General features: G+C 74.6%; 20 protein-coding genes and 1 tRNA gene. 9 read left to right on the forward strand and 12 right to left on the reverse strand.

Going from position 1 to position 23,566, the window contains the following annotated elements:
• Positions 1-1,254, forward strand: a 1,254-nt coding sequence (locus tag FM076_RS05690; protein ID WP_243274321.1) for an ATP-dependent DNA helicase, incomplete at its 5' end; no start/stop codon positions are given.
• A gap of 471 nt (positions 1,255-1,725) precedes the next feature.
• Here FM076_RS05690 and FM076_RS05695 read toward each other — a convergent pair.
• The gene (locus FM076_RS05695) at positions 1,726-2,661 is read right to left on the reverse strand and encodes a hypothetical protein (RefSeq protein ID WP_173868826.1); all 936 of its coding nucleotides are present in this window, start codon (positions 2,659-2,661) and stop codon (positions 1,726-1,728) included.
• A gap of 47 nt (positions 2,662-2,708) precedes the next feature.
• Here FM076_RS05695 and FM076_RS05700 point away from each other — a divergent pair, with 47 nt between their 5' ends.
• Positions 2,709-2,897, forward strand: coding sequence for a DUF5703 family protein (locus FM076_RS05700; protein ID WP_055498790.1), 189 nt, complete (start codon positions 2,709-2,711; stop codon positions 2,895-2,897).
• Positions 2,898-3,327: 430 nt separating this feature from the next.
• Here the strand turns inward: FM076_RS05700 and FM076_RS32910 are convergent, their stop codons facing one another.
• The 3 genes from FM076_RS32910 to FM076_RS05715 all read right to left on the reverse strand — a co-directional run bounded on the left by FM076_RS32910 (position 3,328) and on the right by FM076_RS05715 (position 6,439).
• Positions 3,328-4,452: a chaplin gene (locus FM076_RS32910; RefSeq protein ID WP_180217722.1), complete on the reverse strand. Its 1,125-nt coding sequence runs from the start codon at positions 4,450-4,452 to the stop codon at positions 3,328-3,330.
• Positions 4,453-4,620: 168 nt separating this feature from the next.
• The gene (gene chpH / locus FM076_RS05710) at positions 4,621-4,854 is read right to left on the reverse strand and encodes a chaplin ChpH (RefSeq protein WP_173868827.1); all 234 of its coding nucleotides are present in this window, start codon (positions 4,852-4,854) and stop codon (positions 4,621-4,623) included.
• Positions 4,855-5,107: 253 nt separating this feature from the next.
• Positions 5,108-6,439 carry a M20/M25/M40 family metallo-hydrolase gene (locus tag FM076_RS05715; protein ID WP_173868828.1) on the reverse strand — a complete coding sequence of 444 codons (1,332 nt, stop codon included), beginning with the start codon at positions 6,437-6,439 and terminating at the stop codon, positions 5,108-5,110.
• Positions 6,440-6,579: 140 nt separating this feature from the next.
• Here FM076_RS05715 and FM076_RS05720 point away from each other — a divergent pair.
• A tRNA-Leu gene (locus FM076_RS05720) sits at positions 6,580-6,664 on the forward strand.
• Between the two features lie 275 nt (positions 6,665-6,939).
• Here FM076_RS05720 and FM076_RS33420 read toward each other — a convergent pair.
• Positions 6,940-7,326 carry a helix-turn-helix domain-containing protein gene (locus tag FM076_RS33420; RefSeq protein ID WP_202034911.1) on the reverse strand — a complete coding sequence of 129 codons (387 nt, stop codon included), beginning with the start codon at positions 7,324-7,326 and terminating at the stop codon, positions 6,940-6,942.
• Between the two features lie 478 nt (positions 7,327-7,804).
• A complete protein-coding gene (locus tag FM076_RS05730) occupies positions 7,805-7,996 on the reverse strand; it encodes a hypothetical protein (RefSeq protein WP_173868829.1) in 192 nt (63 codons plus the stop codon).
• 355 nt (positions 7,997-8,351) lie between these two features.
• Here FM076_RS05730 and FM076_RS05735 point away from each other — a divergent pair, with 355 nt between their 5' ends.
• The 3 genes from FM076_RS05735 (at position 8,352) to FM076_RS05745 (ending at position 12,062) form a co-directional block, all read left to right on the forward strand.
• Positions 8,352-8,717: a hypothetical protein gene (locus FM076_RS05735; protein WP_173868830.1), complete on the forward strand. Its 366-nt coding sequence runs from the start codon at positions 8,352-8,354 to the stop codon at positions 8,715-8,717.
• A 540-nt stretch (positions 8,718-9,257) separates the two neighbouring features.
• The gene (locus FM076_RS05740; RefSeq protein ID WP_173868831.1) at positions 9,258-9,608 is read left to right on the forward strand and encodes a hypothetical protein; all 351 of its coding nucleotides are present in this window, start codon (positions 9,258-9,260) and stop codon (positions 9,606-9,608) included.
• A 396-nt stretch (positions 9,609-10,004) separates the two neighbouring features.
• Positions 10,005-12,062, forward strand: a complete 2,058-nt coding sequence (locus FM076_RS05745) for a M4 family metallopeptidase (RefSeq protein WP_173868832.1) — start codon at positions 10,005-10,007, stop codon at positions 12,060-12,062.
• Between the two features lie 147 nt (positions 12,063-12,209).
• Here the strand turns inward: FM076_RS05745 and FM076_RS05750 are convergent, their stop codons facing one another.
• Positions 12,210-12,749: a DUF488 family protein gene (locus FM076_RS05750; protein WP_345944898.1), complete on the reverse strand. Its 540-nt coding sequence runs from the start codon at positions 12,747-12,749 to the stop codon at positions 12,210-12,212.
• Positions 12,750-13,537: 788 nt separating this feature from the next.
• On the opposite strand from FM076_RS05750, the gene FM076_RS05755 reads away from it, so the two are divergent.
• Positions 13,538-14,779, forward strand: coding sequence for a lipase family protein (locus FM076_RS05755; protein ID WP_173868833.1), 1,242 nt, complete (start codon positions 13,538-13,540; stop codon positions 14,777-14,779).
• A gap of 88 nt (positions 14,780-14,867) precedes the next feature.
• Here FM076_RS05755 and FM076_RS05760 read toward each other — a convergent pair whose 3' ends face one another.
• Together FM076_RS05760 and FM076_RS05765 are read right to left on the reverse strand one after the other, a co-directional pair.
• Positions 14,868-16,088, reverse strand: a complete 1,221-nt coding sequence (locus tag FM076_RS05760; protein WP_173868834.1) for a S8 family peptidase — start codon at positions 16,086-16,088, stop codon at positions 14,868-14,870.
• 146 nt (positions 16,089-16,234) lie between these two features.
• Positions 16,235-19,261, reverse strand: a complete 3,027-nt coding sequence (locus FM076_RS05765; RefSeq protein WP_173868835.1) for an AAA family ATPase — start codon at positions 19,259-19,261, stop codon at positions 16,235-16,237.
• Between the two features lie 314 nt (positions 19,262-19,575).
• Between FM076_RS05765 and FM076_RS05770 the strand changes: the two genes are divergently transcribed.
• On the forward strand, positions 19,576-20,355 hold the full coding sequence (locus FM076_RS05770) for a TSUP family transporter (protein ID WP_173868836.1): 780 nt from the start codon (positions 19,576-19,578) through the stop codon (positions 20,353-20,355).
• Positions 20,356-20,377: 22 nt separating this feature from the next.
• Here FM076_RS05770 and FM076_RS05775 read toward each other — a convergent pair whose 3' ends face one another.
• Together FM076_RS05775 and FM076_RS05780 are read right to left on the reverse strand one after the other, a co-directional pair.
• Entirely contained in the window at positions 20,378-20,929 is a 552-nt protein-coding gene (locus FM076_RS05775; protein ID WP_173868837.1) for a phospholipase A2, read from the reverse strand.
• A gap of 228 nt (positions 20,930-21,157) precedes the next feature.
• A complete protein-coding gene (locus FM076_RS05780) occupies positions 21,158-21,652 on the reverse strand; it encodes a TetR family transcriptional regulator C-terminal domain-containing protein (protein WP_173874530.1) in 495 nt (164 codons plus the stop codon).
• A 150-nt stretch (positions 21,653-21,802) separates the two neighbouring features.
• Between FM076_RS05780 and FM076_RS05785 the strand changes: the two genes are divergently transcribed.
• Positions 21,803-22,963, forward strand: a complete 1,161-nt coding sequence (locus tag FM076_RS05785) for an FAD-dependent monooxygenase (protein ID WP_173868838.1) — start codon at positions 21,803-21,805, stop codon at positions 22,961-22,963.
• Between the two features lie 156 nt (positions 22,964-23,119).
• Here the strand turns inward: FM076_RS05785 and FM076_RS05790 are convergent, their stop codons facing one another.
• On the reverse strand, positions 23,120-23,359 hold the full coding sequence (locus tag FM076_RS05790; protein WP_173868839.1) for a hypothetical protein: 240 nt from the start codon (positions 23,357-23,359) through the stop codon (positions 23,120-23,122).
• Positions 23,360-23,566 lie beyond the last annotated feature (207 nt).

The raw sequence follows: 23,566 nt of genomic DNA on the forward strand, positions 1-23,566 counted from the left end.
ACCCCGGCCGACGGCGACGGCACGAAGCGGGCAGGGGGCGCCTCGGACGCGGCCGGGGGCCCTGCGGATCCGGCGGGGAACGCCTCGGACCCGTCCGGAGGCCCTGCGGATCCGGCGGGAGCCGGTGCGGACGCGACCGGGGACGAGCCGGACGCGGGCGCGGCCGGGGCGGACTCGGCCGGCGCCGGGCCGGACGCGGCGGACAGGGACGGGGACGGGTCGGACGCGCCCGTGGAAGCGAACGGGGCGGGCTGCGCCACCGTCGCCGGGGTGCTGGCCGGTACGGAAGGGCCGGAGCGGGACGCCGAGGGCGCGCTGGCGGTCGACCTGCTCGCCGTCTGCGACGCGCCGCAGCTCGACGCGGAGACCGCCGCCGCCCTGCTGGAGTCCCTTCCGGACGGCGTACGGCTGGTGCTCAGCGGCGACCCCAACGTGCTCGGGTCCGCGGGCCCCGGCCAGGTCTTCCGGGACCTGGTCGCGGCCCGGTACTGCCCGCACGTCGCCTCCCGGACGCCGGACCCCGGGCCCGTCGGGGAGCTGGTCTCGGGCATCGGCATCGGCGAGCTGAACCAGGTCGAGGCCCCCGCCAAGGAGGTCGTCATCGTCCCCGTCGGCGACGCGGGCGAGGCCGTGCACCGGACGGTGCAGCTGGTCGCCGACTCGGTCCCCAGGGCCATCGGCGTGCCCACCGAGGAGACCCAGGTCATCACTCCGGGGCACGGCGGCTCGGCGGGCACCCGGGCGCTGAACGCCGCCCTGAAGGAACGGCTCAACCCGGGCCCCGGCCGCTTCGCCGGGTTCGACCCCGGTGACCGGATCGCCCACTCCCCCGCCCCCGGCCGCACCAGCGTCGGCACGGTGATCTCCGCGGACGACCGCGGTCTGCACCTGGCCTGCGCGGGCCGCGAGGTGACGGTCCCACCGGACCGGGTTTCCGAAACGGTGCGCCACGGCTGGGCGGTGACGGCCCACCAGGCAGCCGGCCTGCGCTGGCCCGCTGCGGTCGTGGTGCTGCCGGGTGACGCCACGGGCGCGCTGTCCCGGGAGTGGGTCTACACCGCCTTCGGCCGCGGCGAGCGCCACCTGTCGGTCGTCCACGGAGCGGGCGACGCCCTCCCCCGCGCGGTGGCCTCGGGCCCGGGGCGCGAACGGACCACCCGCCTCCGCACCCTGCTCACGGAGTCCGCCCGCGCGGCCCAGGCCGCCGCCGCCTCCGCGGAGACCGCCGAGGGGCGGGAGGGGCCCGGGATGTGAAACCGGGGCGCGGGTTGTGAGCCCCGGGTCCGGGTGTGGGACCGGGGTCCGGGTGTGGGACCGGGGCGCGGGCTGTGAGGCCAGCCTGGTTGTAACGCCGGGGCACGGGTGTGTGCCGGGGTGACGCTGAGGCCGCTGTCCCCCCCGGACGGGCGAGGGCGCCGGGGTTGCGGGGGAACGCGGGGTACCCGGGCAGCGGAGGGTGCTCGAGGCGGGATTTCGGGCCCCACTGCCCGCCGCGGGCCGCCGACGGGTCCGCCCGGAACCGGACGGCAACATTCGTCGTGCGACCGTCCGGTCCGGCTCGTCAGCGACCCGCCTGGTGGGAACCTGACCGGGACCTGCCCCCGCCAGGGCCTCGCCCCGTGAGGACCTGGCCCCGTCAGGGTCTGGTCCCCTCGGACTCGAACCGCCAGGGCACCGCCGCCCCGTCAGGGCCCGGCTCGTCAGCGCGGGCCCTGGGGCCGGTCGTCAGCGCCGTCGGCGCGTGCCCTCCCTCGCGTCCGAGGCGTCCGCGCTCTCCTCGCCGTCCCCGTCGTCGTCCTCGGGGTCGTCGCTCTCTTCCTCGTCGTCCTCGTCCTCGTCGTCCTCGTCCTCGTCGTCCTCGTCGTGGTCATCCTCGTCGTGGTCGTTGTAAGGCTCGCCCTCGGACTCGTCGTCGGGCTCATCATCGGGCTCGTCGTCGAGTTCGCCGCGGGTCTCGACGAGCAGGTCCTCCTCGTCCTCGTCGAAGACGGAGCTGACGTCGAAGCGGCAGATGACGTGCTGCGGGTCCGCCTGTTCGAAGGGGGCGGAGAGCCACTCCCCCGGCTCGGCCGGCTCGTCGGCCGCGACGACCCAGAGGGTGGAGTCGCCCTCCTCCAGCCCGAACTCCTTGTGGCGGGTGGCGATCTCGTCCGGCTCGTACTCCCCGAAGAGCACTCCCAGCGCGGCGTGCGCGCTGCTGCCCGCCGAGGCGCCCTCGACCCGTTCGTCCTCGGCGGAATCGGGGTCCAGTTCGGTGACGCGTTCGGCCTGGGCGAGCATCCGCTGCGGCTCGGCGATGGTGTAGTCACGCCGGATGAGGACGCTCAGCGCGCTGGGCACCTCGGGACCGCGGTAAGAGGGAAGGGTGTCGCCTCCGGGGATCTCGAAGGGGGTGACCTCGTCGTAGACCTCGTACAACAACTCGTCGTAGTTCTCGCCGGCGGCGGCGAGCTCGTCGAACGCGGCGTAGACGGCGGAGTCGAGCGCGGCGGCGTCCGCACCCGCCCGGGCCCCACCCCGCTCACCGGCGCCCGCTCCGCCGGGTGCCCGGGACTCACCCGCACGGCGCTCGACGGCCTCCAGATGCCGGTCCAGCGCGGCTTTGACCGCTTCTACGGCGGCGCGTACGTCGGCAGCGGTGGGCTGCGCAGCATCAGACATAGTGCAGACGCTATCGGCAGACGGGCTCCGCACGCACAATAGGGACGATGCCGGAATACGAGTTTCGCGATGTGTATGTCCCCCGCGGCGTCTCCCGGAAGGCCGCGACCCAACTACTGACCGACCACGCCGAGTACGGGCACTGGGAGCTGGCCCGGATGCGGCTGTACCCCGACGGGAGCCGCCGAGTGCGGCTGCGTCGCCGTATCATCCGCCAACTGCGCGCCACCTGGTGACACCCGGACGCACGGGAGCGGGCCCCTGAGAGGGACCCGCTCCCGCGACGGGGCGACCCGTTCCCGCGACGGGACACAGCCTCGGTGATGCGGCCGGCCGCATGCCGGTGCGGACCCGTCACATGTCGATGCGGCCCGGCCTCATGGCCGTGCGGACCAGCCACATGCCGGTGCGGCCCAGCCGCATGTCTCGATGCGGCCCGGTCTCATATCGGTGCATGCGGCCGGGTCTCATATCGGTGCGGCCCGCCGTTCCTCGGTGCCGCCCGCGCCGTTTTCCGATGCGGGCGGATCTCCCGTTCGCCTGGGCTCCCGTTCGACCGGGTTCCCATTCGGCCGCTCTCCCGTTCGGCCGGGCTGTACGCCGCCGCTGCCGGGCCGTTACGTCGCCGCGGCCGGGCCGTTCTCCGATACGGACCCGGTCCGCCCGTCAGCGGCGGGCGGCGGCGCGGGAGCGCCGGTAGAGGACGTAGCCTCCGGCGAGCATGCCCACGCTGAGCGGTGCGGCCACGCCCAGTTGCGATCCGGCACCGGTGTGAGCCAGCTCTCCCTGGGCCGCGGAGGTCTCGGGCGCCTCCGCCGCCGGCACGGGCTCCGGCTTCGAGACCGCGCGCACCTCACCCGTGCTGCCGGGCTGGTCCAGCTCGCCCGGACCGGCCGGGTCACCGGGGCTGCCCGGGGCGCCAGGGTCCCCCGGGGTGTCGGGGCTGCCGGGGTCGCCGGGCTTCTCGGGACGGTCCGGACCGCCAGGGTTGCCCGGGTCATCGGGCCCACCCGGGTTCCCGGGACCGCCCGGGTTCCCGGGACCGCCCGGGTCGCCCGGATTCCCCGGGTCACCAGGGTTGCCGGGGTCCCCAGGGTTTCCAGGGCCCCCGGGGCCACCCGGGCTGCCGGGGTCGCCAGGGTTGCCCGGATCACCCGGGTTCCCGGGGCTGCCGGGGTTCCCCGGGTCTCCGGGCCCTCCAGGATTGCCCGGGTTACCGGGATCACCGGGGTTCCCCGGGTTACCGGGATTGCCGGGGTTCCCCGGGTTACCGGGATTGCCGGGTTCTCCCGGCTTCCCGGGCTGCTGCGGGTGGCCCGGGTCGGCCGGCCCGGGGGACGAGGGGTCGTCGCAGACGTTGCCGTGCGCCGGGTTGAGGGCGCCCACGACGTCGACGGTGTTGCCGCAGACGTTCACCGGTACGTCGACGGGGACCTGGACCTCGTTCCCGGAGCCGACGCCCGGTGAGCCGTGGGAGGAGCCGCCGGCGTGGGCGCCGTCGCCGCCGTGCCCGCCGCCGGGGGTCCGGCCGCCGTGCCCGCCCTGCGGAGCACTGCCCGGGCAGGCGTTGCCCGAGGCCGGGTTGAGCAGCCCGACGACGCTCACGGTGTTGCCGCAGATGTTGACCGTGACGTTGACCGGAGCCTGGAAGGTGTTGCCGGACAGTACTCCCGGCGAGTTCGCGGTGCCACCCTGGGCGCCCGCGTCCGCGAGCGCCGTCCCCCCTGACATCGCGAGGAGGCCGCCCGCGGCGGCCATGGTGAACAGGCCCTTTCTGGTGCCCTGTCGCATGGTGTGGAATCCCCTGCCTAGTGATGGCTTGCTGTGACCGGCCCGGGGGAGGCGCATGACTGCGCGCCCTCCCGCCCCCTCAAGACCCGAGGGCCCCGGAGCGCGTGGCGCGCGCTCCGGGGCCGCTCAGGTTCGGTACTCACCGAACGGGTCCGAAGAGACCCGGCATCACTTGTTGATGCAGTGGTTGCCGAAGGCGGGGTTCAGCAGGCCGATCACGGAGATCGTGTTGCCGCAGGCGTTCACCGGGACGTGGACCGGGACCTGGACGACGTTGCCCGAGACGACACCCGGCGAGTTCACGGCGGCACCCTGCGCACCGGAGTCGGCGACGGCCATACCCGCACCAGCCAGCACGAGACCGCTGGTGGCAGCCGCGGCGGCGATGACCTTCTTGATCATTGTTCCTCCTAGTCGCAAATACGACCCTCATCGAGGACCGCACTCGATGTAACGAGGACGGAGGAATTGAGCTACGAACTGACTGGATCATTCACTCGTCCCGGTCACTTCCATACGGATGTCCGATTCCGCGGAAGCCGACAGCCGCGACCCCGGCTCGCCGCTCGTCAGTCCTGGTCCAGGGCCCCTCAGCCCCGGACCCGGGCCCCCTCAGCTCCGAATCCGGGCGCCCTCGGTCCCGTAACCGGGTCCCTCAGGCCTGGTCCAGGAACCGGTCGAGCACCCGCACCCCGAACTTCAGTCCGTCCACCGGGACGCGCTCGTCCACCCCGTGGAACATTCCCGCGAAGTCCAGCTCCGGCGGCAGCTTGAGCGGGGCGAAGCCGAAGCAGCGGATACCCAGGTCGTCGAAGGACTTGGCGTCGGTGCCGCCCGAGAGCATGTACGGGACGGCGCGGGCGATCGGGTCCTCGGCGCGCAGCGAGGACTGCATGGCCTCCACCAGCGCCCCGTCGAACGTGGTCTCCAACGCCTTGTCGGCGTGCACGTCCTCGCGGCGTACGCGCGGGCCGAGCAGGCGGTCGAGGTCGGCCAGGAACTCCTCCTCGTGGCCCGGCAGGAACCGCCCGTCCACGTGGGCGGTGGCCTGACCGGGGATGACGTTGACCTTGTAGCCGGCGCCGAGCTGGGTGGGGGCCGCGGTGTTCTGGAGCGTCGCACCGATGATCTTCGCGATGCCGCCGAGCCGGGCGAGGGTCTCCTCCATGTTCTCCGGGTCCAGCTCGATGCCGAGCGCGTCGGACAGCTCGTCCAGGAACGAGCGGACCGTCTTGGTCACCCGGACGGGGAACTTGTGCCGGCCCAGACGCGCCACGGCCTCGCACAGCTCGGTGATCGCGTTGTCGTTGTTGGTCATCGACCCGTGTCCGGCCGTGCCGTCCACGGTGAGCCGCATCCAGTGCATGCCCTTCTGGGCGGTCTCGACGAGGTACAGCCGCAGGTTCTCGTTCACCGTGAAGGAGAACCCGCCGACCTCGCCGATGGCCTCGGTGACGCCCTCGAAGAGATCCGCGTGGTTGTCGACCAGGTGCCGGGCGCCATAGACGCCGCCGGCCTCCTCGTCGGCGAGGAAGGCCAGAACGATGTCGCGGGGCGGCTTGCGGCCCGTACGCATCCGGTCCCGCACGACCGCCAGCGTCATGGCGTCCATGTCCTTCATGTCCACGGCACCCCGGCCCCATACGCACCCGTCCGCGATCTCGCCGGAGAAGGGGTGGTGCGTCCAGTCGTCGGCGTTGGCCGGGACCACGTCGGTGTGCCCGTGGATGAGCAGGGCCGGGCGCGACGGGTCCTCCCCGGCGATCCGCGCCACGGTCGAGGCCCGGCCCGGCCGGGACTCGATGATCTGCGGCTCCAGGCCCACCTCGGCCAGCTTCTCGGCGACGTACTCGGCCGCCGCCCGCTCCCCCGGGCCCTCGTTGTCGCCGTAATTGCTGGTGTCGATCCGGATCAGCTCACGGCACAGATCGACGACCTCGTTCTCGGCGGTCGCTGCCCGCGCGCTCGCGGCGCTCTCGGCACTCACGCTGCCTCCTCTTCTCGCAGGTAGGCCCCCATCCTCCCGCTCGCACCCCGGCGCCCCAAGAGCCGGGTGATCGCACTCCTCATCGGGTGCTAAGGTTTAACCCGTCGCCAGGGCCGTCCACGGCCCGCGCGGCACACCCGGTCGGGGTGGCGGAATGGCAGACGCGCTAGCTTGAGGTGCTAGTGCCCTTTACAGGGCGTGGGGGTTCAAGTCCCCCTCCCGACACGCACCATACGCACACGCGGCGGCGGATAGTGACGCGACAGTCACGGTCCGCCGCCGCAAGTCGTATGCGGTGTGTCGCCGCGAGCCGTGTGCAGGCTCGAGGAGGAGTAGCCCACGCGCCAGGGGGCGGCGGTCATGTCGGCGTGGCGCCTGTGGCAGTGGTGGGCCGGACCCGGCGAACTCGGTGAAAGTGCGCGGCGGGCGGTCATGGGCGCGCCGCGCCGCCCACCGCCGGAGACATACGCACCCCTGCCCTCGCCATACGCACCCCTGCCTCACGGAGTGGCCTGATGACGGTGGCCTGATGACGCCCACGAGGGAGTGGGTCTGCCCGTGGTGCCGAGGGGGGCGCGAGGCCGGGTGCGCTGGTAGTAGACGCGGTGGCGGGCGCGGGTGCGGGTGAGGAGGCCCGCGCGGTGCAGCAGGGAGAGGTGGTAGGAGACGGTCGGGGGGCTGAGGTGGTGCAGCGCGGCCAGTTCGGTGGTGGTGCGGGGCACGTCGAGGCCGGCGAGCAGGGCGTGCCGGGTGGGCCCGATGACGCCCTCCAGCGAGCGGTCCGCGTCCTCGGAGAGGGCCGCGGCGGTGCCGGTGCCGGTGGGGTGGACGAGGAAGGCGGGGCGCTGCCCTCGGGGCCGACGGTCAGCACGCAGCCGTGCGCCCACGGCGAGGGGAAGAGGACGAGGTGGCCGCCGGCGAAGACCTCGGTGTCCTGCCGGTCGGGCAGTCGGAGGACGCCGTCGCCGTAGCGGACGGCGCCGTGGAGCGAGCCCAGTACGTGCCCCAGGCCGTGGTCCGCCAGCAGCCGGGTCCGCAGGGCGATGTCGTCGCAGGCGAGCGCGGCGGCGCCCGGCCAGGTCCGGGAGAGGGCCCTCAGCCAGAAGGTGTCCAGTTCGCGGGCCAGCCGGTCCGCGAACTCCCGCTCGCCGCGGTCGGCGGCCTCCCGCACGGTGCGCAGCGCGGCGGAGGCGGCGGCGCCGCGCCGGGGGCGCACCTCCAGGAAACTCCTGAGCCGCCAGGCCACCAGGCGCCTGGGCGCGGAGGCGACTCGGTGCAGGTCCTCGCTGGGGTCGGGTGTCCGGCCCGGGGAGGCCGGGGGTGTCAGGAAGACGGGGGCGTAGAAGACCGGAGCGAAGAAGTGGGTCAACTGGCGCACTGCGGCCAGCAGTTCCAGCCGGTGTTCCCGGAGCACGCCGCTGACCTCGGCGTGAACAGGGAGTTGTCGCGCACCGTGCGCGGCCGGTGCGGGTGCGGCAGGGTGCCGACCTGCATCAGCGGGGAGACGGCGAACCGGGTGGCGGCCAGTGCCTCCGCGTCCAGCGGGATGTTGATCACGGGACTGCCTGCCGTACCCCCAGTTTTCGCTTCTGATCGAATCACCTTCACCCTGGGTGCGCCACCTGCTTGACTCCCTGGCCGGAGGTCAGCGGGGCCGTCGCGGTGCCTCGGGTGTTCGCGACGCGTCCGCGCGCCGCCGCCGCGGGCGGCCGTGGGCGGCCGCGGGACGGACCGGTACCCGCCGGCCCGTCGGACCGCGCCCTCGTCGGTGCGGAGCCGAAGCGCCCAGGTCACAGTCCGGTACGGATGCGGGGAGGCATCGATGTCGTTCGAGCTGGAGTGGGGGCCCACAAGGCGGCCGGGCGCGAGGCTGTGCGGATGCGGCTGAACGAGGCCAAGGCACCGGGGGGCGGTGGGGCCGAGGCGGGCCTCACCGTGCGCGACGACGAGTTGGGGCAGATCGGCAACCTCGGGCTTCGAGCTCCACGGCCGGGTCGGGAACACGGAGGACAGCGCTCGCGTCGAGACGCACGCCGCCGCCATCCACCTGCTCAACGAGGGCGGGCTCGGGGATCCGGCCAACGCGCTGCTGAAGGTGAACGAGAACCGGAACACCCAGATCAGCGCTCTCAAGAACGGGTTCGGGCTGATCTCCAACCATCTGGACCTCACTCGCGAGGCCCACGCGCGGGACGAGCGGGACATCGTGCTCGGCATGGAGAGTGCTTCGCGGATCGCGGAGTACTTTCACAACGACTCCGACCCGGCGCGCGGTTGAGGGGCGGCACTGCTGCGTGGCCATCGAGATGATGTCGTACCGCGATCTGAGCGAGCTGGAGTTCGGCAAGCTGGACGCCGCGCTCACCAAGTGGAAGGGCATCAAGGAGGAGTTCGCCAGGACCGCCACCGGGGAGGGCGAGGGCGCCGATGTCGTGCGGCTGGAGAGGCGGGCCACGGGTGCCGTCTGGACGGGCGCCAACGCCGCGCTTGGCAAGCAGTCCGTGGTCAAGGTGGCCCGCGAGTTCCACGACGCGCCGGACGGGGCCAAGAGCATCCACCGGGCGATCCAGCTCGCCCGTCAGTGGATGCGCGAGCACCAGTCGGATCTGCACAAGCTGGTCGAGGAGCTGAACGGCGACGGCTTGTTCGTGGCGGGCGACGGCACGGTCAGCGACCCCGCTTGCTACCCCGACGAGACGAGGAAGTCGGCGTCCGGCGAGAAGGTCGAGGCGGCGAAGGCGGACATCGAGCGTCGAGCGGTTCCTCCGAGCCGGCCGCCTCGTCGGAGCGGAACCTCGCCGAGGCGCTGCGCCAACTGGTGGAGGACGCCCACGACTCCTCCGGCGCCGGCTGCCGCGACTGGGAGGACGTCCAGAGGGCGGGCGGGAGGACCGACGCCGACAAGGCCGTCGATCTGGCCAGGAAGCTGTCCCAGCAGGCGGCGGAGGGCGCCGAGAAGAACGTCGAGGTCCACCGGGCGCGCAACAACCAGCTCACCGAGCTGGCACGGCTGTGGCGGGAACAGCACGGGGAGTGGGCCGGTGACCGCGAGGGCTACCTCACCCTGGAGGGCGTGCAGGACCAGTTCGGCAAGGCCGCCGACCACGGTCGGACCGAGGCCCGCAACCTCTCCGGGAAGCAGGGCCGCGGTCGCCTTCATCCGCGGTGAGCCGGCCGGGACGGGGTCGTGGTGACGGTGTCCGCGGCCGGCTCGGGCCCCTTGAGGGCGGGACGGCGGGGCTCTCTCCCGTGCGGACCGCCCTCCCCGTGCTCCGGATAGCGAACAGGTGTTTCCGGGCAACGGACCGGTTTCCGGCCAATCCTTTGACGCGCTCCTGACAGCCGCACATCCGGGTGGCACTCTTCGTCATGCCGCCGAGCCACCTGTGTGAAGGTGGGGCGGCCGTGCGGTTCGGCGCGGCTTTCCGGCCCGGCCCGGCCCGCCGCGCGGACCCCACAAGTTCTGCCTTGCTCTGCCTTGTTCTGCCGTGTTCCGCCCGGACGGTCATCCCGCCGTCCGGTCTGTCCGGCCGCGCATCCATGCGGCCCGCAGAAGGAGTCAGCATTGCGAAGAACCTCCACCTCCCACAGACGCCGTGCCACCCGCAAGGCGTCCGCCGGTGTCGCGCTCGGTGCCGTCGCCGCCCTGCTCTCGGTCGCCGTCCAGGCGGCCCCGGCCACCGCCGACGCGCAGGGCTCCGCCACCGCCCGGTCCACCGCCAAGGGAGCCGACACCGGAGAGCTGCCCGCCAAGCTCTCCCCCACCCAGCGTGCCGAGCTGCTGCGGCACGCTGACGCCACCAAGAAGGCCACCGCGAAGAAGCTGAAGCTGGGCGCCAAGGAGAAGCTGGTCGTCCGCGACGTGGTCAAGGACCGCGACGGGACCGTCCACACCCGCTATGAGCGCACCTACGCCGGGCTGCCGGTGCTCGGCGGGGACCTCGTCGTCGAGACCGCGAAGGGCGGCACCACGCAGGAGGTGCACCGCGCCGCCAAGACGACGCTGAAGAACGTCTCCACCGAGGCGACGGTACGCCCGGCCACGGCCGAGCGGCAGGCCCTCAAGGCCGCCGACGCCGCGGGCTCGAAGAAGACCGACGCGGACCGCGCGCCCCGCAAGGTCGTGTGGATGGCCCAGGGCAGGCCGACACTGGCGTACGAGACCGTGGTCGGCGGGCTCCAGGACGACGGCACGCCCAGCCGGCTGCACGTGGTCACCGACGCCGACAGCGGCAAGAAGCTCTTCCAGTGGCAGGGCGTCCACAACGGGACCGGGAACACCCAGTACAGCGGTCAGGTCCCGCTGAGCACCGCCCAGTCGGGCTCCAGCTACACGCTGACCGACAACGACCGCGGCGGACACAAGACGAACAACCTCAACAACCGGACGTCGGGCACCGGCACGCTCTTCAGCCAGACCACCGACACCTGGGGCAACGGCTCGCCCTCCAACCCGGCGACGGCCGGCGCCGACGCGCACTACGGTGCCGCCGAGACGTGGGACTACTACAAGGAGGTGTACGGCCGCTCCGGCATCCGGGGCGACGGCAAGGCCGCGTACTCCCGCGTCCACTACGGCAACAACTACGTCAACGCCTTCTGGGACGACAGCTGCTTCTGCATGACGTACGGCGACGGGTCGGGCAACTCCCACCCGCTGACCTCGCTGGACGTGGCGGCCCACGAGATGACGCACGGCGTCACCTCGGCCACCGCGGACCTCGTCTACAGCGGTGAGTCCGGCGGGCTGAACGAGGCGACCTCGGACATCTTCGCCAGCGCCGTGGAGTTCCACGCGGGCAACTCGACCGACAAGGGCGACTACCTGATCGGCGAGAAGATCGACATCAACGGCGACGGCACGCCGCTGCGCTACCAGGACAAGCCCAGCAAGGACGGCGCGTCGAAGGACAACTGGTACGCCGGTATCGGCAACATCGACGTGCACTACTCCTCCGGCCCGGCCAACCACTGGTTCTACCTGCTGAGCGAGGGCAGCGGCGCCAAGGTCATCAACGGCGTCAGCTACGACTCGCCCACCGCGGACGGGCTGCCGGTCACCGGCATCGGCCGCGACAAGGCCGCGCTCATCTGGTACAAGGCGCTGACCACCAAGTTCACTTCCACCACCAACTACGCCGCGGCCCGCACGGGAACGCTGGCGGTGGCCGGTGAGCTGTACGGCACCTCCAGCGCCGAGTACAAGGCCGTCGCGGACGCCTGGGCGGGCATCGCCGTCGGCACCCGGCCCGGCGGCGGCGACCCGGGGCACGGCAAGACGTTCACCAACGACACCGACGTCACCATCCCCGACTACCCGGGCGCCGCGGTCACCTCGAAGATCACCACCTCCGGACTGACCGGGAAGGCCCCCACCAACCTCCAGGTGGGTGTCAACATCGTCCACACCTACAGCGGTGACCTCCAGATCGATCTGATCGGCCCGAGCGGCAAGGCCTACCGGCTGCGCAGCTCCACGGTCGATCCGACACCGAACATCGACGAGACGTACTCCGTCAACGCCTCGACGGAGAACGCCAACGGTGTCTGGCAGCTGCGGGTCCAGGACAAGGGGCCGGCCGACACGGGATACATCAACAGCTTCAAGCTGACCTTCCCGTGACAGCCGCACGGTCCGCCGGGGAGCGGCTGACGCCCCTCCACCGGAGGGGACCGACGGCCGGCACCTGACCAGCCGACGACCGATGGCCGACGGGGCGTGCCGTACCGGGGGAGGCTCCCGGTACGGCACGCCCCTCGCCGTGCCCCGTCACTCCCGGTCGTAGTCGTAGACGAGCAGGCCGTCCTCGCGCAGCCGCGCGCCGGGGGTGGGCGGGTGGTCGGTCAGGCGGCCGTCGTGGGCGAGGTGGCGGACGGGGTGGCCCCGGGCCAGCACCGCGAAGTCGGCGATCAGCCGGCGGTGGCAGCGCCACCACACCGTCTCACCGCACAGGACGGCGGTGGGAGTACGGGCCGCCTCACCGAGCAGCTCGTCCATGGCGGCGACGAAGCCGGGGTCGCGGGTGTGCCCGGCGTAGCCCCGGAAGGAGGCGTTGCGCCAGAAGGTGTCGGGGCTGTCGGGCGCGGCCCGGCGGAAGCCGCCGAGCCGCTCCTCCCAGCGGTAACCGATGCCCTCCGCGGGCAGCCATGTGCGCAGTGCCTCCCGGTGCACGTCCGGGTTGCGCCGGCTGCCGGGCGCGGTGCGTACGTCCACCAGCGAGCACACCCCGGCGCCGTGCAGGAGGCGGGACAGCTCGTCCCGCCCGGCGGTGCCGTGGCCCAGGGTCAACAGCGGTCGCACGTCCTTCACCCTGCCCAGGGTGGCACCACGGGGCGCTCACGGCGCGGGGAAGCGCGCGGGGTGCGCGGGACGCGCGGGACGATGGGGCCCAGAGCGCGTGGGGCGCGCGGGGCCTTTGGGCATGGGGCGCGGAGATCAGGTCGGCGGCAGCCGCGCCCGGGGCCGGCGCTCGGGGCCCGGGTCCGGGGGCCGGCGCCCAAGGGCCGGGCGCCAACGTGCCGGCCCCCGCATGCGGCCGGGGCACGGGGATCAGAGCCGCAAGCAGCCGCGCCGGGGCCGGAGAGCGGACGGCAACGCCCGAAGACCGGGCGCCAACGCGCCGACCCCGCGTAAAGGCGCGTCGGTCCCGGAGATCAGACCCGCAAGCAGCCGCGCCCCGGTCCGACGCCGGGAGGCCGGCGCCCGGGAGCCGGCGTCCGGGGGCCGACGTCCGGGGCCGGGCGGCCAGTGCCCGGGGCCGGGCGCCGGGTCGAAGGGCGGGGGCGGCAACGTGCCGGCCCCGTCCTACGCGCCGCTCGACGGCCTCGGGTCCACACGTTCGATGCCCGCGCGGCGCGCCACCTCGCGGCCCGCCTTTCCCGCGCGGCGGACCAGCGCGGGGCCGTCCCAGTGCGGGGGCCGGCCCCTGCCACAGCCGCAGGCGGCCCGCAAGGCCCGGTCCCGCCGGACACCCGGAGCGGTGAAGCCCGCCACCCGCCCCGGTGAAGCCCGCGGCGGGACGGCGTCCCGTCCGCCCCGCGCGGATAGGTTCCCGCCGTGCCCGTACTCCCCCGGCCCCGGGCCACGTTGGAGCCGCCATGAGGCGCATGGCCCGCACGCTGTCCGTCACCGGTGCCGCGGTCACCGCTGTCGCCGCCCTGCTGACGGCACCGCCGCCCACCCGGGCCACGGGAACCGCCGACGGCCCGCGGGAGAGGGTCCTCTTCCAGCAGCCGGGCCGGCTGCTGAGTGCGGAGCCGTCCTCCTTCCGCACCCGGCCCGGCCGGCCGACCGGCACCGAGGCGTGGCGGATCACCTACACGTCCACCGACGCCAGGGGCGGTCCCACCACCGTCTCGGGCACGGTGATCGTGCCGCGGGACGGGCGGAAGGGGCCACGGCCGCTGGTGTCGTACGCCATGGGCACCGTCGGGATCGCCGACCAGTGCGCGCCCTCCGCGCACTTCCCGCGGGGCACCGCCGTCGAGGCCCCGCTCGTCCACGCCGTGATCCGGCGCGGCTGGGGTGTCGTCGTCACCGACTACGAGGGGCTGGGGACACCCGGCACCCACACCTACACCGTCGGCCGGGCCGAGGGCACCGCCGTGCTGGACGCGGCCCGCGCGGCCCAACGGCTGCCCCAGGCACGGCGGATGGGCGTGACCCCCCGGTCCCGGGTGGGGCTGATGGGCTACTCGCAGGGCGGGCAGGCCGTGGGCTGGGCCGCGCAACTGGCGGACACCTACGCACCCGAACTCGACCTCGTGGGCACCGCGGCCGGCGGCGTGCCCGCCGACCTGATGCGGGTGGCCCGCCACAACGACGGCCACGCGGGTGCGGGCCTGGTCCTGATGGCGGCCGTCGGCCAGGACGCCGCCTTCCCGGAGCTGGGCCTGGACTCCTACCTCGACGACGAGGGCCGCCGCTTCGTGGACTTCCTGAAGTCCGAGTGCGTGGCCGTCGACACCGTGGCCCGCGCGGTCGAGCGCCTCTCCGATGTGACGGTCCGCAACCCCCTCGACCAGCCGGACTGGCAGCGGGCCCTGCGCTCCTCCGACCTCGGCGGCACGGCCCCCGCCGCACCCGTGCACCTCTACCACGGCACCGCGGACGAGCTGATCCCCTACAAGGTGGGGGCGAGGCTGCGGACCGCCTGGTGCCGCCGCGGCGCGACCGTACGGTGGCGGGGCCTGCCGCTCCTCGGGCACGTCACCGGCGCCGCGCTCGGCACGCCCTCGGCCGCCCGGTGGCTGGCCGACCGCTTCGCGGGCAAGCCGGCCCCTGACACCTGTCCGCGCGGCCACGGCCGGAGCGCCCCCGGTCCCCGCCCGGGCCGCTGACAAGTACGCCTGGGACACCGCCGCGCGCGGGGCCGGCCCGTGGGGCCGTCCGGGGACGGTTCCACGGGCCGGCGGTCGGCCGTGCGGGTCAGCCCAGCCGGCTGACGTTCAGCAGGGCGTTGGGGGAACCGGAGCCGGGGTTGCCGACCACACCGGTCTGGGCGTTGTTGACGAGGGCGTCGCGCACCTGGCCCGGCGAGGCGCCCGGGTGGGCGGCCAGGTAGAGGGCCGCGGCGCCGGCGGCGTGCGGGGTGGCCATCGAGGTGCCGCTCATGGTGGTGGAGCCGCCGCCGTTGCGGGTGGAGACGATGCTGCCGCCGGGTGCGAACAGGTCGAGGCAGCGGCCGTAGTTGGAGAAGGAGGACCGGCTGCCGCCGCGGTCCGTGGAGCCGAGCGTAATGGCGGCCGGGACCCGGGCGGGGCTGGTGCCGCAGGCGTCGCGCGAGTCGTTGCCCGCGGCCACCGCGAAGGTGACGCCGCTGTTGATGGCGCCCTGGACGGCGTTGTCCACCGAGGTGCTGGCGCCGCCGCCCAGGCTCATGTTGGCGACGGACGGCCCGCTGTGGTTGCGCGCCACCCAGTCGATGCCGCCGATGACCTGCGACCACTGGCCCGAGCCCTGGCAGTTGAGCACCCGGACCGCGACCATCCTGACGCTCTTGGCGACGCCATAGGTGCGGCTGCCGACCGTCCCCGCCACGTGGGTGCCGTGGCCCTGGCAGTCGCTGGCGTCGCTGTCGTTGTCGATGAAGTCGTGGCCGCTGGTGACGCGTCCGCCGAAGTCCGGGTGCGTCATGTCGACGCCGGTGTCCACGATGTACGCGGTCGCGCCGGAGCCCTCGTTGGGGTAGGTGTAGGAGCTGTCGAGCGCGCCGTCGATCCGGTCGATGCCCCAGGAGGGCGGGTTGGGCTGGGTCCCGGTCGCACGGGCCGTGCCGTCGGCCTCGACGTACTTGACGCCCGGTGCCGCCGCCAGCTTCCTGGCCTGCGCCTGAGTCGCGTGGAACGAGAAGCCTCGGAAGGCCGCGGAGTAGACCTGGCCGACCTTGCCGCCGTGGCTGTGGGCGAGCCGTTCGGCGGTGGCCCGGGTCTGGGAGCGGGCGGCGGCGGAGACCGAGGCCTCGCCGTCGAGCGCCACGATGTACTGCCCCGGCACGGCGCCGGGCGCGGAGGCGTTGCGGATGGAGCCCTGTGCGGCGTCGGGGGTGGACGCGCCGGCGGTGGCGGCCCCGCTCAGCCCCAGCACTGTCGCGGTCAGCGCACCGATGCCCAGGGCGGCGAAGCGTCTGCTGCGCGTACGAGTACCCATGGATGCTGCTCCTCGTGGTGGGGGTGGTTCCGGGCGGGTCGCGCCCGGCCAGGTGGCATCACCTTCCGCCCGGCACCGGAGCAAAACAATCCGGAACCTCATAGGTAGGGGTACCTATTCCCCCGGCGGCGGGAGGTGACACCCGGTCACCTCTCCTCCCGCGCACCGTCGGCACCGGTGCGCGAGGGACCGGGAGCGCCCGGAGCCGGGCCCGGGGGCTCCAGGGCGGCGGGGCTCAGGGCCGCGACCTCGGCCCGCGAGGCCACGTTCAGCTTCCGCAGCACCCGGGCCACGTGCTGCTCCACGGTGCGCGGGGAGAGGAAGAGCACCTCGGCGATCTGCCGGTTGGTGCGACCGAGCGCGACCAGTCGCGCCACCTCCCTCTCGCGCGGGGAGAGTGCGCCCCCGTACCCCCGCCGCCCCCGCCGGGAGGGCAGCCTCGTCCCGCTCTGCCGCAGGGCGCTGCGGCACCGGGCCGCGTCCCTGATCGCCCCCAGTGCGGCGAACTCCTCGGCACAGCAGGCGAGTTGCGCGGCGCCGGAGGCCTCCCCCGCCGCCAGCCGGTTGCGGGCGGCGGCCTCCCCCGTGCGGGCCGCCGAATAGGGCTGGGGCAGGGCGGCGTAGGCGTCGCGGGCCGTGTCGAACGCGGCGGCGGCCTCGGTGTGCCGGCCGGCGGCGGTGGCCAGCACGCCCTGACACGCCCGGTGCGCCGCCGCGGCCAGCGGGGTGTCCCGTCCGGCCAGCCACCGGGCGAACTCGGCGGTCAGCGCGGCGGCCTCGTCGTGCCGTGCGCAGCGTACGAGGGCTTCGACGGCCCTCGGCATCAGGTCCGCCGCCCAGGTCCAGATGCCCTTCTCCCGGATCCGCGCCACCGCGCGCAGCGCCTCCGCGCAGGCGGCCTCCGGGTCGCCGCACGCCATCCGCAGCCGGGCCAGGGCGGCGGAGGCGGCGGCCAGGATGTTCGCGGGGGCGTTGGCGGGGTCGGCCGGCCCCGCGTCCCGCAACCGGGTCTGCGCCTCCTCCCATTCGCCGCGCGCCGACGCGAGCAGTCCGAGCACCAGATGGGCGTCGGCGGCGATGCCGGACACTCCGCCGACCATGCCCAGCGCGCAGTGCGCCCGCTCGGCCAGCCCGTCCCACTCGCCGGTGTACCAGGCCAGCCGCAGCGCGGTCCCCTCCACGATGCTCTCCAGGTAGGGGGCGCCGCACTCGGCGGCCAGCCGGCGGCCCTCCAGCCGGAAGCGGCGGGCCGCCTCGTAGTGGCCCAGGCAGGTCGCGGCGTCGGCGAGGTTCCCGCAGGCGCGGGCGACCTCGCGGCGTTCGGCCACGGAGCGGCCCTGGGCGAGGAGTTCCCCGGCCTGCTCCCACACCCCGGGGGCCCCGGTGGACATCAGGAGGGTGAGGTGGTTGCCGCGTACGGCGATCCGCAGGGCGCCGTCCTGCTGGGCGGCGACCAGCTCCTCCGCCCGCGCGATCCACTTCTCGTACACCTGGAGGGGCTGGTCGCCCCAGCTGGGCATGGCGAGGGCGGCCATGCCGCGGGCCGCGAGGGCGGGCCGGTCGCGCAGCTCCGCGACGGCGGTGGCGGTGTCGGCCCGCCCCTCCTGGTAGCGGCCCGCCTGGTTGTTCAGCAGCAGCCCGAGGTTGAGCCGGATCTCCCCGCGCAGCCCCTCGGGCAGACTGGTGTCGCGCAGGACGCGGCGCAGCAGCCCGGTGGCCCGGCGGTGCGCCAGGCCCACCGCCGCCTCCCTGCTGAGGCGGGCCGCCAGCCGGCCCCGCTCCCGCGTCGGCAACTGGTCGTCGCACAGCAGCTCCTCCAGCAGCTCCACCACGAGCGCGGTGTCGCCCATGGCGTGCGCGGCGTCGACGGCCTGCTCGCAGTGGCGGTGCCAGGCGGCCCAGTCGCCGGAGAGCCGGGCGTGGTAGGCGAGCCGCACCAGCGGCGGCGGGTCCCTGCGGCTGAGCGCGCTCAGGGCCCGCCGGTGCAGCTGGTGCCGGTCGGGTCCGGGCAGCATGGAGTAGACCGCCTGCTGGGCGAGGGTGTGGCGGAAGCCGTACCGGCCGCCCTCGGTCTCGTGGAGCACGCCCGCCAGCAGGGCCTCGCGGAGGGCCGCCGCCGCGGCGTGTCTCCCGCGCGGGGGGACAGGGGTTCCGCCGGGCGCCGGGCGGGCCGGCGCCGGACTCCCGTTCCGCGCCCGGCCGCCCTCCGTGCCCTCCTCGCCGATCAGTTCGGCGATCAGCTCCTCCTCGGCGGGCACCCGCAGCACCGCGGCGGCGCGCACGGCGTCCGCGGCGGCCGGGGACAGCTGGGCCATCCGGTCGGCGGTCGCCTCCAGCAGCAGGGCGGGCACCCGCATGGCCTCGATGGCGTCGAGGTCGAGCCACCGCTGCGTCCTGCTGCCGGCGGCCAGCACCCTGACCGTCTCCTCCAGTACGAAGGGGATGCCCGCGGTCCTGCGGTGCAGTTCGGCCGCCACCTCGGCGGAGACCGGGAGCCCGCCCGTCATGGCCGCCGTCAGGTCGCACACGGCGTCCGCGTCCAGCGGGTGCAGCGGTATGCGGACCTCGGTGGTGCCCGGCGGGCACCGGTGGGCCCGGCCCAGGGGCAGGCCGCCGTCGGGCAGGTCCTCACGCCGGTAGCTGAGCACCAGTGTCAGCCGCGCGGGCGGGGCGTTGACGAGGAACCGCAGCAGGTCCCGGGTGCCGTCGTCCGCCCAGTGGACGTCCTCCACCACGACGACGGTGTCACCGAGCGCCTCCAGCAGGGCCCGCACGGCGCGGAAGAGCCGGTGCCGGGTGGCCCGGTGGTCGGCCGACGGCTCGGGGGCGGGCGGCAGGGCCGCGGCGAGTTCCGGCAGATAGCCGCGCAGCGCCCCGCAGACCGGGTTCAGCCGGGACGGCAGCTCCTCGGCCAGTCCCCGGAAGAGGTCGACGACCGGGCCGTAGGGGAAGGGCTCGCGCAGCGGGAGGCAGGTGCCGACCAGGACCCGCCGCCCGGCCGCGGCCGGGCGGCCGAGCGCCTCGTCGATGAGGCGGGTCTTGCCGATCCCCGCCTCTCCCTCCACGAAGGCGACGGACGGGCTGGTGGCCAGCGCCTCGCACAGCGCGCCGAGCTCGTCGCCGCGGCCGACGAACCGGGAGGCCCCGGGGGATCTGAGAACCGCGTACGGCACGAAGCCACCTCCACCGCCACGTACGGTCGGAGGCGACGAACCGCTCGGACCTGCGTGGGCGCTCAGGGTTCGGACTTTCGGTCGGCGGTCAGCATCTTCCGTGTGTTCCGTACGGACAACAAGGGCCAGGAGCGGCCACACGGCGAGCGGCGGCCCCCGCGAGCGGCGGGTCCTCGTCAGGGTGCGGCCCGCCGGGGCAGCGGGGGGCCGGGGCGGGGTACGGGGCCGGGGCGCGGTGCGGGGTGCCGGATGATCGTCTGCGATGCTGGGGGCGCCTTCGGGCCCCCAGGACATGACGAGGACGGCTCACACCTGTGTTTGACATATCGTTCACGGCGGTGGCGGTGCTGTGCGTCGCCGCCGCCCTGGCCGGCTGGATCGACGCCGTCGTCGGCGGTGGCGGCCTGCTCCAGCTTCCGGCGCTGCTCATCGCCTTCCCGCACCTGCCCCCGGCGTACGCGCTGGGCACCAACAAGGCCGTCGCCGTCGTGGGCACCTCGGCCGCCGCGGTGACCTATGCGCGCAAGGCCCCCGTCGATGTGCGGCTCGCCTGCCGGCTGGGGGTGGTCGCGGCGCTGTCCTCCCTCGGCGGGGCGTTCTTCGCCGCGGGGGTGAACAGCGCGGTGCTGCGCCCGCTGATCATCGTGCTGCTGCTGGGGGTCGCGGCGTTCGTGGTGCTGCGGCCGCACTTCGGCCACGCCCCGGGCGGCGTGGCCACCCGGGGGCGCGTGCTGACGGCGTTCGCCGTCGCGGGCGTGGGCATCGGCTTCTACGACGGGCTGCTCGGCCCGGGTACGGGCACCTTCCTGGTGATCGCCCTGGTGGCGCTGCTCAACATGGACATGGTCACCGCCTCCGCCACCACGAAGGTCGTCAACGTCTGCACCAACATCGGTGCCCTGGCCATGTTCACCTGGCAGGGCACGGTGCTGTGGTCGCTGGCGCCCGTCATGGCCGTCTGCAACATGGCGGGCGCCTTCACCGGGGCGCACATGGCGCTCAAACGCGGCAGCGGTTTCGTGCGGGGCGTCCTGCTGGTCACCGTCGTCGGCCTGGTCGGCAAACTCGCGTACGACCAGTGGTGGGCGCACTGACGGCGGTGGTGGCGGCGGGCGGTCAGAAGAACGACGAGTCGCCGCCGACCTGCACCCCGAGGTAGTACGTCTGGGCCGCGTCGCGGCAGTTGCGCAGAGCGCGCGGGGCCGTGTACGTGTCGGCGCACAGGCGCCGCATCTCCGTGCGGAAGCGGCCGTCGATCCAGTTCTTCGTCTCGCGGGTCGGGCTCAGCTTGAGCTGGTGCCTGGCGCCGTAGTTGCGGTAGCCGAAGTCGTGCTGGACGCAGGCGGGCCGGAAGATGTCGCGGTAGGGGAAGCCCGCGGGCACGGAGCAGCCGTCGGTGTTCCAGTTGAACGGGGCGACGTGCGGGGTCTTCGCGAACTGCCGGTAGGTGAGGTTCATGATCCGGTCGGCCTCCGCCCTGACCTTGGGGTCGGGGGCCAGGGGGGCCGGGTCGGCGGAGACGACAGGGACGGTGGCGGGGGCGGGGGCGGAGACGGCGGGCGCATGGCCGGCGGCCACGGCACCGGCCGGGGCCACCAGCCCGGTGCCCAGCAGCCCGGAGACGGCGAGCACTCCGGCGGCCAACGTGGACGGGAACTTCCTGCGCATGGGGGCTCCTGCGGCTCGGCGCGGTCGTTGCGCCCTGTCAACGACCGCGCCGCCCCCACGATGCGCCGTATCCCTCCCCTGGGCGACACCACGGGCCGGGGCATGTGAAGCCGGGGGTGTGCGGGGCGAGTTGGGCGGAGAGCGCGGACCGGGACCGCCCCACCGCGGCCCACGTCAGCGGAGGACCGCCCCCGTCCCGCGCCCCGCCGCACGCCCGGCGCCGTGCCGTCACCGCAGCGCGGCCGCGACCAGGCCGCCGATCTCCTCCTCCGTCACCTCGCCGCCGTCCACCAGGCGGTCGAAGACCAGCCCGTCCACGCAGGCCAGCAGGGTCAGAGTGCGCTCCTCGGGGTCCGCCACGCCCCGCGCGGCGAGGAAGGCGCGGACCGCCTCGCGGGCCGCGTTGCGCCGGGGGCGCAGGATTTCGCGGAGCTGGGGCTGGCGCACGCTCTCGACGGCGCAGGCGTAGCGCGCCAGGGAGCGCCGCCGCCCCTCTCCCGTGAGCCGCCGCGCGGTGAACTCGGCCAGGTGGCGGGCCAGTTCACCGGGGTCGCGCGGAACGGGGATCTTCCGCCCGGCCGCGTCCAACTCGGCCTGGTCGAGCGCGACGAGGCGGCCGACGACGGCGGTCAGCAGTGCCTGACGGGTGCGCAGATACGCGGAGGTGGTTCCGGCGGGCAGTCCGGCCGCGCGGTCCACGGCGCGGTGGGTGAGCCCGCGCATCCCCTCCTCGGCCAGGACGCCGATGGCGGTGTCGGCGAGGAGGGTCGGACGGTCGCGGGGGTCGCTGCTCAGGAGGGCCACCCCTCCTTTCTACACCTGTAGAGAAGCGGAGTACGCTCTTCTACAGATGTAGAACGAGAGGGGACCGCAATGGGCAGCAGCGCGGTGGTGGTGGGCGGCGGCATAGGCGGACTGGCCGTCGCCCTGGGATTGCGCCGGATCGGCTGGGAGGTGACGGTCATCGAGCGGGCGGAGGTCCTCGCCGACGCCGGAGCCGCCATCTCCCTGCACGCCAACGGGCTGCGCGCCCTGGACGTGCTCGGCGCGGGCGACGCCGTACGGAAGGCGGCGCTCCCCCAGTACACGGGCGGCACCCGCACACCCGGCGGCCGGTGGCTGACCCGGCTGGACGGAACGGCACTGGAGCGGGCGCTGGGAACGCCCATCATCGGCATCACGCGCTCCGACCTGCACCGGGCCCTGCGCGAGGCGCTGCCCGAGGGGGCGCTGCGTATCGGGCAGGAGGCCGACCGCGTGGAGGACGACCCCGCCCGGGACCGGGTGCGGGTGCCGCTGGGGGACTCGGCCCTGGACGCGGACCTGGTGGTGGCCGCCGACGGCGTGGGCAGCCAGCTGCGCGCCCGGCTCTTCCCGGACCACCCGGGCCCCGCGTACGCCGGGACGAGCGTCGTGCGCGCCCTCACCGAGGGACCGGCCGAGCTGCGCACCGACTTCGAACTGACCCTGGGGCCGGGCGTGGAGTTCGGCCACCTCGCCCTGGCGGACGGAAGGGCCGAGTGGCACGCCGTCCTCGCCGGTCCGCCGCGGGTGCGCCACGTGGACACCCTGGGCGAGATGCGCCGGCGGTTCGGCGGCTGGCACGACCCGATCCCGCGACTGCTGGAGGCCACCCGGCCCGAGGACGTGCTGCACCACGACATCACCGAACTCGCCACTCCCCTGCCGCGCTTCGCGGTGGGCCGGGTCGCCCTGCTCGGCGACGCCGCCCACGCGATGCCTCCCCACCTCGGGCAGGGCGCCTGCCAGGCGCTGGAGGACGCGGTCGTCCTGGCCGCCGCGCTCGCCGACTCCCCGGACGTGCCCTCCGCGCTGGCACGGTACGACGCCGAGCGGCGGCCACGCACCCAGGAGGTCGCCCGCGCCGCCCGCCGTGCGGGGCGGATGAGCGTGCGGCCGACGCACCCCGCCGTCGTGGCCCTGCGCGACACGGCCATGCGGCTGGCCCCCTCCTCCGCGTCGCTCCGCATGGTCCTGCGGCATGCCGACTGGCGTCCTCCGGCGCTCGGCTGACGGACCGCACGAGGGTCCGCGTCCGGACGGACGCGTGCCGGACCGCGAGGCGGGACGCGGGAGGGACGCGACCCACCGAGCGGTCCGGCACGCGGACCCGTCACCCGTGGAACCACCCGCAGCCGGAGCCCCGGGAGGCGCCCGGCGACGTCCGTGTCACACGACGCCGCCCAGGATGCCGAGGCCGAGGACGCCTTCGCGGTTGCCCACGTCGAGGAGGCGGAAGTCGCTCTTCGGGGCGCCCGCCTGGTCGCCGCCCTCGGACTCGGGGGCCGAGGAGGTGGCGGGCGGGGTGTCGGACGGCGCGGCCTGCGCGACACCGCACAGCGGCACGAGGGCCGTCACGGTGAGTGCGGCGAGGGCGGTGGCGATGCGGGAGGAGCGGGGAAGGCGCATGGGATCTCCTTGTCGTCTGCGACTCGTCGTCTGATTCGTCGTCGTGGACTTCGTCGTCGGTTCGGCGCTTCGTCGGCCTGGCACGCCGTCGGTACGGCGCTGCTCCGGTCCGGCGCCGGGCCGGCTCGGCGCTTCGCCGGTTCCGCGCGTCACGGACGCTGCCTTCCACGCTGCACCGTGTGACGCCCCGCTGCGCGCGGTGTTGGG

The organism is Streptomyces albus subsp. chlorinus (assembly GCF_013302895.1).
Taxonomy (GTDB): domain Bacteria; phylum Actinomycetota; class Actinomycetes; order Streptomycetales; family Streptomycetaceae; genus Streptomyces; species Streptomyces chlorinus.